Below are 9,682 nucleotides of genomic sequence, written 5' to 3' on the forward strand. Positions count from 1 at the left end.
CCATGAAAAGAATTGTATCTGTTCATCTTCTGAATGATTATAGCGGAAGCCCGAAAGTTCTGATGCAGCTTCTGAAATCCTGGATAAAAAACGGGATGGATGCGCATCTTTTTACTTCAGGCGGAAGAAAGGGGTTTTTGTCTGATATTCCGAAGGTTAAAAATCATCTGTTCTGGTATCGCTTTTCGTCCAACGCACTGGTAAGAATTGTTAATTTCTTTCTCAGTCAGTTTTTTCTGATGATTAAATTGCTCTTTTTCCTAAAAAAAAGTGATGTTGTTTACATCAATACAGTGCTGCCTTTCGGGGCGGCAATTGCAGGAAAGCTGAGAGGCTGTAAGATTATTTATCATATCCATGAAACTTCGGTAAAGCCGAAAATATTTAAAAATTTTCTTTTCGGAACGGCAAAAATGACTGCCGCTAAAATTGTTTTTGTTTCGGAATATCTTCTGAAACAGGAATCTTTAATTAACAATCAGGAATTGCTGTACAATGTTCTGGAAAGTGATTTTGCCGAAAAAGCAGACCGTTTCCGAAATGTGGAAAAAGAAATCCCAGTAGTTTTAATGATCTGTTCTTTAAAAATTTACAAAGGAGTTGATGAATTTCTGGAATTAGCCAGAAAAAATCCTTCTTACATATTCAAACTTGTGGTAAATGCTACGGAAAAGGAAATTCAGGAATATTTTAAAGGAAAGGAAATTCCAAAACAGCTTATTATTTATCCTACCCAAACCGATACGCATCCTTTTTATCAGGAAGCCAGCGTAATTCTTAACCTGTCTCATCCCGATCTTTGGGTGGAAACATTCGGACTTACGATTCTGGAAGGAATGCGTTACGGCTTACCTGCGATCGTTGCGCCTATAGGAGGCGTTACAGAACTGGTTGAAGATAATAAAAACGGTTTTTTAATTGATTCTAAAAACACAAATGAACTTTCTGAAAAATTAAACTACATATTGAACAACCCATCTGTCTATCAATCTTTTAGTGAAGCATCTTACGAGAAAAGCCTTTTGTTTTCTGAAGCCTATTTCGAGAGAAAATCTCTCGAAATTATTTCCAATTTATAATCCATTTTCCAGATTGTGGAAATTCAAAACATTTTCTTTGAATTTTAACTATCTAATTATCAACTAATTAAAATATTTTTTATCATTTGGAATATTAATGGTCATTACATAATAAAATAAAACAATTATGAAAACCAAAGTGGCAATTATAGGAACTGTAGGTCTGCCTGCAAAATACGGAGGCTTCGAAACCTTAACTGCTCATCTTGTAGAAGAGCTTTCCGATATGTATGATTTTACTGTATACTGTTCTTCCAAAAAATACAGCAAAGAAGAGAGAATTAAAAGCTGGAAAGGAGCAAAACTGAAATACCTTCCGCTGGACGCAAACGGAATCCAGAGCATTCCTTACGATACATGGTCTATTTTTCATGCTTTATTCCGAAGTGATGTTCTTCTGATTTTAGGCGTTGCGGGAGCATGGCTTTTACCTTTAGTAAGATTATTCACCAATAAAAGAATTATTATTTCCATTGATGGTATCGAATGGAAAAGAGATAAATGGTCTGTTCCTGCAAAATTATATCTGTGGTGGGCAGAAAAACTGGCGGTAAAATTCTCTCATATTGATATTTCCGACAACGAATCGATTCAGGATTATACTTCTGTACGGTACAAAACGATAAGCCGCGTTATTGAATACGGAGCCGATCATACAAAAATAAATCATCTCCCATCTGCTGAAAATCTTGAAAAATATCCTTTTCTGAATGAAGAATATGCGGTAAAAGTATGCAGAATTGAACCTGAAAACCATGTGCATACAATTTTAAAAGTATTCAGCACGCTTCCGGACCGCAAGTTGGTATTGGTAGGAAACTGGAAAAACAGTGAATACGGTAAAAATCTGAAAGAACAATACTCCGGATTTGAAAATATTCTCCTGCTCGATCCAATTTATGAACAGGAAACCATCGATCTTATCCGCGGAAATGCTTCGCTTTACATTCACGGACATTCTGCGGGAGGAACCAATCCTTCGCTTGTGGAAGCCATGTTTTTAGGTCTGCCGATCATCAGCAACGGTGTTTCTTACAACAGAACGACAACCGAAAATCAGGCTTTTTATTTCTCCAATGAAAATGAGCTCAGAAATATTCTGGAACAGCTAACCGGAAAGGATCTTGAGATTTGTGCCGGAACGATGAAAAAAATAGCGGAAAGAAGATACACCTGGAAAAGAATTGCAAAAAAATACAGTCAGCTTATAGAAGAAACCTTTACTATCAATGAGAAAACAAATGTAATGCCTGCCATCTCCGAACTGGACAAAACTATTCTGGAAAAGTATAATGTAGAGCATCTTAAACACATTAAACTATTCAACAACTCTAAATAAATTGCTAAAAAACGAAGGCTATGAAAAACTTTGTAGAACTGTCTATATACGGAATTCTTGCATTTATACTTTCGATGTGTGTAATTCCGCTCATGAGAATGATTGCCCAGAAAATTAAGCTTGTGGATGTTCCCAATGCAAGAAAAGTGCACCAGACTGCTATTCCGCTGATCGGAGGACTTGTGATCGGGCTTGTTGTTTTTTTGCTTTTATGGATTTCTGATGATAAAAGCTGGAAAGATATTCTTCCGATCATCATTACGTCTTACATTATGCTTTTTGTGGGAACGCTGGATGATAAAACAGACATCAGAGCGATTTATAAACTGGGAATACAGATTTGTGTGAGTGTGATTATTGCAACGTCAGGAATCCGGATTACCACTCTTTACGGACTTTTCGGAATCCATGAAATGAATGTTTATTTTCAGTATATTCTTACAGTACTGATCATTACAACGGCTGTAAATGCTTTTAATTTAATTGACGGAATTGATGGTTTGGCAGGGAGTGTTGCGGGAGTAGGTTTTGCTTTGTTTTTCGTTATTGCTTTAATTGAAGGACATTTCGGACTGGCAAGAATCGGGTTGCTTTTCGTAGGGAGTATTGCCGCTTTTTTAAGGTATAATTTCTCTCTGAAAAATAAAATTTTCTTAGGAAATTCCGGATCTCTATTTTTAGGATATTTATTAATCTGCTTAGGAATTTATATTACGAAATTCGACAGAGGTTCGGAAGAGTTTCCTTACGGTATTTTCTTTATCCTATTTGTATTTACGATTCCTGTTATTGATTCCGTGAGAGTGTATGCAGACAGAATTTCGCGGGGAAAATCGCCATTCAAGGCAGATAAATCGCACATCCATCATCATCTTTTAGAATTGGGACTGTCTCACAAAAGAATCACTTTAACTTTTGTAGTTCTGAATATTGTGACATTTATTGTTCAGTATATGTTTTTCCCGAACTACTCTATTTATACAACGCTTATTTCATTCTTTGTCTTTATTTTCATCTTTAAAATTATTAAAGTGCTGAATCTTTTCCTCACATGGAAAAAGAATATCAAAGACATGGAAAATTCATAAAACCAAATTTTGATGTAAAAATTATTATTTCGCCCTTATTTGCCCTTAATAAAAATAATATTCCTGACAGTAATTGTCAGGAGTATTTTTTTATTGTCTGTTTAAACTGATTTAAAGTCTGTTGAACCATTTATTAATTCAGCTTGAAAAAGAAAAATGCAACGGCCGCCCATTCTTTTTTAATTCCGCTTGCATAACCGATGGTGGAATGACTACCGTTTTCTACCGTTCCGTTATCTTTTATATAACCAATGGTTGAATGGCTGCTGTTCTCTACGGTTCCGTCCTTTTTTACGTAGCCTACGGTAGAACTGTTTTTGTTCTGTATGGTACCGTCACTTTTAATATAACCGATTGTAGAATGACTGCTGTTTTCGATGGTTCCGTTGCTTGTAATATAACCTACTGTGGAATGGCTGCTGTTTTCAATGGTTCCGTTGCTTTTGATGTATCCTGCTGTACTGCGGCTTCCCGATTCTATGGTTTGTGCGCTTAATAGAGGTAAGTTAAACAAAACAGCACAAACGAATAGTGTTTTTTTCATGGTTTTTAAAATTTTTAAATTCTTCGAAATATAGGAAGTTTTTATTGAACATGAAATACCACAGTAAAAAACGCACTGTAAATTAAAATACGAATTTTTACTTATGCCTTCTTTATCTTTCTGAAGGTTATTGATATCCTTCTCTTTCTTGGGATTGCTGTATTTTGCCATTGATCGTTTTTTACGGCTTTGATCCCATGTTTCCAAAGGTATCTTGCGTCTCCGCTGAGTAGAAGAATACTTCGGGGATTCAGTATTATTTCATGTTTTTCCGAATCTTTTGAAAACTGCATCACGCAGGAAGAAAGTAAGCTTACGGAAACTATTATGTCTTCAAAGCAAGGTACACAGTCTATATGGTTTGATATTCCCTGTCCCGGTTCGTATTCGTTGATGATGACCTGATCAAAAGACTGTTCTATATTAAAAGTTGCTTTAATCTTTTTTTCCAATTCAAAAAGCCAATCCGGAAGTTCACCTTTTCTTGAGTCCTGACTGATATTTTTCTTTTTGTAGTCGTAAATATAACCGTAATGCTGAACTCTTCGCTTCAGACTGCTATCCCACTCTTCTTTTTCAATCTGTGAAAGAATTGCTATTTCTTCGTCTGCACTTAAAAAATATTCCTTATAATAAAGACCTTTAATTATCTTATTCTCCATCTTCAATGGTTAAAATATATTGTAAAAAATCTGTAAAATCTTTATAAACCGGTTTGTATCCCGACTCCAATTCAATAGAAACCCAGATTGAATTTTCATTTTCCTGTGTGGCGTGATATCCGTAAAAAATTATCTCATCATGATGATCCTGATCTGCCAACAAATAAATATCCGCATCATTCAGTAACGGAGTGGTCAAAAGACTTGGATTCAGCCAGTCGTCAAAACCAAAAATCCCAATATCAAAACCGTCTCCATAAATATTGCAGCCTCCGTACTGACTTAAAAAATAAAAATAAGCATCGTCTTTTATAAATACTGCCTGCTTCATGATTCCCAGAGTTTCTTCTTCCCAGAGATTTTCTATTCTTTCTTTATTTAACGTTTCGAGCCTGTATTTTGAAGCGATTTGCTGCATGAGGTTGTCGACTTCAATAATTTTTTTAATCATAAATATTTTCAGAAATTAACCAATATGTATTAAATTTAAGTTCAAAGATTTTTCTGTTTTACTTTTATCAACATTTGCTTTTAAATACCTGTAAACTCATTAATTTTTTAATCACAAAGAAATACAATCTATTAATTTTCAATAATTTAATATATTTTCAAAATACAGGACAGATTCTTACCGCATATTTTTTCATTTAAACTCCTGAATAACAAAGGAATTTATTTTATTTTCCCTGTAACAGTCAGCAAGAAATTCATTATACCCTTCTAAATTTGTAAAAATTAATAGGTTTTGGAATTCCTTATCTTCAATAACGGACATTGCCCAATAAATTTCCTGTCCGATAAACCTGTCGACATCCTTCTGTTTTCCATCTGCAAATAAAGCATTAAGAGAACTTATTAAGCCTGCATTCAACGAATTGTATTCAAGAGGTTTCTTAAAAAAATCTGTAACAAGGCTGCAAATAAACTCATAGTATTTCTTTCTTAAAAATAAGCTTTTATCGCCGTCGTTGTTTGTAAATTCGTAAGTTTCTTCATTAATTCCTTCAATGATAAAGCTTACAATATCGTTCTCTTTTTTATAGCGAATATACCATTCCCGATATTGTTCGTTTGTTTTATTTTTTAAAAGATGCTTTATAGTCCAGTTATTCTCTATAATACAAATTGCCCAGTAGAAAGGCATTTCAGTAGTTATAATATACACGTCGTGATAATCTTCAAGTGTATTTAATAGATTTAAAAAATGTCTGTGAAACCCGTTTTCCGGCAACGGCTCTTCAAAAAAATCTGTAATTGTTGCACAGACGAGTTTGTAATATTTTCTTCTGAGAAAAACAGATTCATTACCAAATTCGTCGGTGTAAATGTATTGGTCTTCCATGGTTATTTTGATCAGAGACAGTTTTTTAAGTGTTTTACTCGAATATTTTTTATCTTATTCTATTATATCTTAATTTGTTAAAAATTCTATGAAATGTAAAAAAATAAACTATCAATAACGAGATAAGATCCTATTAAATCTGCTGTCGTTCTTATATTTTTCAATCATTGCATCATCAATCAGACTTTTATCCATTCCGAATTTTAAGGCAAGCTCAAGACTTTGGAAAAACCGCTCTTCTGATCCCATATCGAAAAGTATTTCCGCTTTTGTACCGTGATATAAACCAACTTCAGGTTCCAGATCTAATGCTTTATCGATATAATCCATACTTTTTTCTGTAAAACCTGCAGTCCGCAATTTATAAGCACGATTATTGTATGCGAGCGCTTTTTGTGTATTGGCTTCAATAGTGGTATCGTATAATGAAAAAGCATGATCTAAATTGCCTCTTTCCTGATATGAGAGTGCCAGATTCTCAATATCGTAACAGTAGTAGTTAACAACAGTATCAAGTCCTTCAATGGTATTTTCAATCAGGAAAGATAAAAATCCTTTGTTACCAACAATTTTGCTGGCTTCCTCAGTTTTCAAATAGTTTTTTATATAAACTGAATCTTCTATGTATTCGTCTTTTTCGTCAAAGATTAGCGAAATATCCAGTTCTTCAGGATTTTCGTATTCGTTAGTTTCATCATTAAAATAAAAATAATAGAATTCACTGTAAATATCTGAAATACTTTCTGAAGTAATCGCTGCATCGTGATAAAAGATCCGTATCTGTTTTCCGTTATCAGCAGTATCGAATGCAAAGTCATTCCCTGATCCGTCGGTCGCGAAATACATATATTTGTTTTTAACCTGCAGAGCGTAATATTCTTCGGAAATATTATCCAGCACATCGGATACAGATGATAATTGTATACCCAATCCAATGCTGTACTGACCGTATTTTTGGCACCACTCTATATAATCTTCAGGATAATTATGGCTTCTGAGGAGATCTATTTCGTCGGAATTAACACTTTTTTTCTCATTGATCCAGATTGGATTTTCGTAATCTGCATCATTTTTAAAAGCACTAATAAAATTGAAAAAATCATCAAAATTTTTAATTTTAGACAATTGATGTTTGTGCTTTTTTATCGCCTTTACCAAATTCTCAAGATTGGAGTTGAATTCTTCTTCGGTTTTTGCATTAAGCCCGTAATATCTTCCCATAAAACAAATATAATAAAAACAGGAAGATCGTTTAATCTTGTAGATTATTGTTTTTAAAAACTATAATATTCAGAATTTATACACTTCCGATTTTTCTGTTGTATTCAATTTTATTTCAAACATTATTACAATAAAAATTTACTCTCATTATTATTTTACCTCCAAGAATTCAAAACGTACTTTGTAAAATTCATTTCCATATCTTTTATTCGGTCTTCGAGAGCTGTAATTCCTTTTGTAAGATATTCCTTTTTTTCAGAATCAGTCAGCGTATGGATTGCATCAAAACCCGGTGCCGGAGTAGAAATCGGAACGGATAATTCAATGGTGTCGCCGTTTTTATAAATATAATAATACCAGTCTTTTTTTTCTAAAAGGTTTTTCATGATTATTTTTTATTGGTCTTAAAACATTAAAATATAATTTCCTTCATTCAGATCTAACCATCTATGATCTGATTTTTTCAGCCTCTTCAATATTGTATTCAATCCTCTTATCATCTTTTAATAAAGAACTGAAAACCTCAAAATATTCCTCAAACCTGTGTTTATCGTAATGAACGATAACCGGAAAAAGCTGACTTGCCTGATAGTATTTTTTATTTTTCAAAGCACTTTTCATCGCCTCTTCAATTTCTTTCAATAGCGGTTTGCAGTCTTTTTTCAACAGAAAATCTTTCAAACAGGATTCGAAAAACCTATCTCCGTAAATGCTTAAGAAATGTTTTACATAAGGATATAACTCCTGTTCTTCTTTTCCATTGAGTGTCGAAATGTATAATGCATCCACGATAACATCATACACATTATCTTCATTATAAATTCTGTGAGGTTCAAAGCTGTGCTTTTCATCCCATTTTTCAGAAATGAAACGATCAAGCTGATGGAATCCTTCCGGAATTGCCCAAGCAACCAAAATAAGCATTGCCTGATAAGAAATGTAGGCATTTTTATGATGAAGCAGAAGTTTCAGTTTTTCAACACGGTTTTCGTCTGTTTTACCGATCAGCTGCACTTCTGTAAGATCATAACCTTCTTCGCCATCTTCGCTGTAATAGTACAGCGTATCATATATTTCGTTTTCCAATTCTTATTAATTAAATAATTTATTTCAGTTAAAATATCCGTAATTTTAAGAGTTCCAGATCCGGATGTCTTCTAAAAAAAGCATATATCTTCCTGGTTGATATTCGCCGTAAGAAAATAAATAAATCAGATCATTTTTCTTCAGATAATATATTTCCAGTCGTTTTTCAGAAATATATTTTTCAATAATAATATTTATTCGTTTAAAGCTGTTTTCTTCCACCATCAGATCAAAACTTTCATGATCTATTTCTTTTTTCAGTTCTTTTAACGGATTGCCACAAAAATCGATCAACCTGATTTTCTGCCGATTAATTTCAAACACTTTGTTCACAGCTTCTCTTTCATCTCCATCAAAGAGAAGCTGTCTAAAACTTTCGGGTGATACATGATAATCAAATACTCCTCCGAAGATATCAATTAATAATTTTGCATATTCATCATTTTCGTAATCGAAATTTTTCACCGCCAAATGTCCTAAAGAATACCTTTTGTATAATTCGTTTTCAGAAAAAACAATAGTATTCTTTACTATTTTTTCATCAATATCCAGTAATTGATTATAGATGGAATGATACATTGGAATTTCAGGAAATAACTTAATTAGTTCCTCCGTTTTCTGTGTAGCCAGATTAAGGCTATCTCTATACACTTGTCTCATTTTTTCACTGTTCAGGCGGATGTACATTTCATTTGTTTTTTTAATTCTTCTACAGCAATAATATTTGTACAGTCATTTATCTTCACAGGATAAGCTTTGCTGAATTTCAGATCTTTAAAATCAAGATTCTGAAACTGACAGTCAGAAAAAATTAAGCCATCCACTTTTACCAACTGAAAATTTGAGCCAGAAATTATACAATTTCCAAAATAACTCCAGCCTAATTTTAAATTCTTAAAAAGACAAAACTCCACGGAAGTATCATAAAACTCTGCTTTTGTTGTTTCACTTTCTAAAAAAATACAGTTTTGGAATCTACACTGGTGAAATTCACACTTTCTGAGATACGAATTTTCAAAATTGACCGAAGAAAAAACACAGTTAAAGAAAGAACTTCCGCCCAGATTTACATTTCGGAAAACTCCGTTTATAAATTTTGTATTACAAAACACAGCTGAATTTAAATTTTCATCAAATAATTCCATATTGCTCAACTCTTCATTTTCAACGTTCATCTGCTCTCCTCCTTTATCATGTATCCAATTTTTATGAAGCTGTATTTTAATTTTTATATTTTCCAAATCTTAAAATTGAAATTTTATTCTTTTTGAAAACTTAAGATATTCTAATTATCGCGTTATCTTTTATGATTTTTTAAAAT

The 9,682-nt window shown here is 33.0% G+C and carries 12 protein-coding genes; 3 read left to right on the plus strand and 9 right to left on the minus strand.

Annotated elements, in window-relative coordinates:
- Positions 1-2 precede the first annotated feature (2 nt).
- The 3 genes from AC52CF_RS11195 to AC52CF_RS11205 all read left to right on the plus strand — a co-directional run bounded on the left by AC52CF_RS11195 (position 3) and on the right by AC52CF_RS11205 (position 3,506).
- Positions 3-1,079: a glycosyltransferase family 4 protein gene (locus AC52CF_RS11195; protein WP_214589529.1), complete on the plus strand. Its 1,077-nt coding sequence runs from the start codon at positions 3-5 to the stop codon at positions 1,077-1,079.
- 127 nt (positions 1,080-1,206) lie between these two features.
- Entirely contained in the window at positions 1,207-2,418 is a 1,212-nt protein-coding gene (locus AC52CF_RS11200) for a DUF1972 domain-containing protein (protein WP_250902137.1), read from the plus strand.
- A 20-nt stretch (positions 2,419-2,438) separates the two neighbouring features.
- Positions 2,439-3,506 carry a glycosyltransferase family 4 protein gene (locus tag AC52CF_RS11205; protein ID WP_214589528.1) on the plus strand — a complete coding sequence of 356 codons (1,068 nt, stop codon included), beginning with the start codon at positions 2,439-2,441 and terminating at the stop codon, positions 3,504-3,506.
- 133 nt (positions 3,507-3,639) lie between these two features.
- On the opposite strand, the gene AC52CF_RS11210 is transcribed toward AC52CF_RS11205, so the two are convergent.
- The 9 genes from AC52CF_RS11210 to AC52CF_RS11250 all read right to left on the minus strand — a co-directional run bounded on the left by AC52CF_RS11210 (position 3,640) and on the right by AC52CF_RS11250 (position 9,602).
- Positions 3,640-4,050 (minus strand): 5-fold beta-flower protein, encoded by a 411-nt coding sequence (locus AC52CF_RS11210; protein WP_496517016.1) that lies wholly within the window; start codon positions 4,048-4,050, stop codon positions 3,640-3,642.
- Positions 4,051-4,151: 101 nt separating this feature from the next.
- On the minus strand, positions 4,152-4,712 hold the full coding sequence (locus AC52CF_RS11215; RefSeq protein WP_214589526.1) for an alpha-ketoglutarate-dependent dioxygenase AlkB: 561 nt from the start codon (positions 4,710-4,712) through the stop codon (positions 4,152-4,154).
- Entirely contained in the window at positions 4,702-5,163 is a 462-nt protein-coding gene (locus AC52CF_RS11220) for a hypothetical protein (protein ID WP_214589525.1), read from the minus strand. The genes AC52CF_RS11215 and AC52CF_RS11220 overlap by 11 nt, the downstream gene beginning before the upstream one ends.
- Before the next feature lie 192 nt (positions 5,164-5,355).
- Complete coding sequence (locus tag AC52CF_RS11225) at positions 5,356-6,054, minus strand: hypothetical protein (protein WP_214589524.1); 699 nt, start codon at positions 6,052-6,054, stop codon at positions 5,356-5,358.
- Between the two features lie 111 nt (positions 6,055-6,165).
- Positions 6,166-7,275: a hypothetical protein gene (locus AC52CF_RS11230; RefSeq protein WP_214589523.1), complete on the minus strand. Its 1,110-nt coding sequence runs from the start codon at positions 7,273-7,275 to the stop codon at positions 6,166-6,168.
- Between the two features lie 155 nt (positions 7,276-7,430).
- Positions 7,431-7,661 carry a hypothetical protein gene (locus AC52CF_RS11235; protein WP_214589522.1) on the minus strand — a complete coding sequence of 77 codons (231 nt, stop codon included), beginning with the start codon at positions 7,659-7,661 and terminating at the stop codon, positions 7,431-7,433.
- 61 nt (positions 7,662-7,722) lie between these two features.
- Entirely contained in the window at positions 7,723-8,361 is a 639-nt protein-coding gene (locus AC52CF_RS11240) for a hypothetical protein (protein WP_375182075.1), read from the minus strand.
- Positions 8,362-8,406: 45 nt separating this feature from the next.
- A complete protein-coding gene (locus tag AC52CF_RS11245) occupies positions 8,407-9,021 on the minus strand; it encodes an immunity protein Tsi6 family protein (protein WP_496517017.1) in 615 nt (204 codons plus the stop codon).
- Between the two features lie 11 nt (positions 9,022-9,032).
- The gene (locus tag AC52CF_RS11250) at positions 9,033-9,602 is read right to left on the minus strand and encodes a pentapeptide repeat-containing protein (RefSeq protein WP_375182074.1); all 570 of its coding nucleotides are present in this window, start codon (positions 9,600-9,602) and stop codon (positions 9,033-9,035) included.
- Between the last annotated feature and the right edge of the window lie 80 nt (positions 9,603-9,682).

It is taken from the genome of Chryseobacterium sp. 2P (assembly GCF_059579425.1).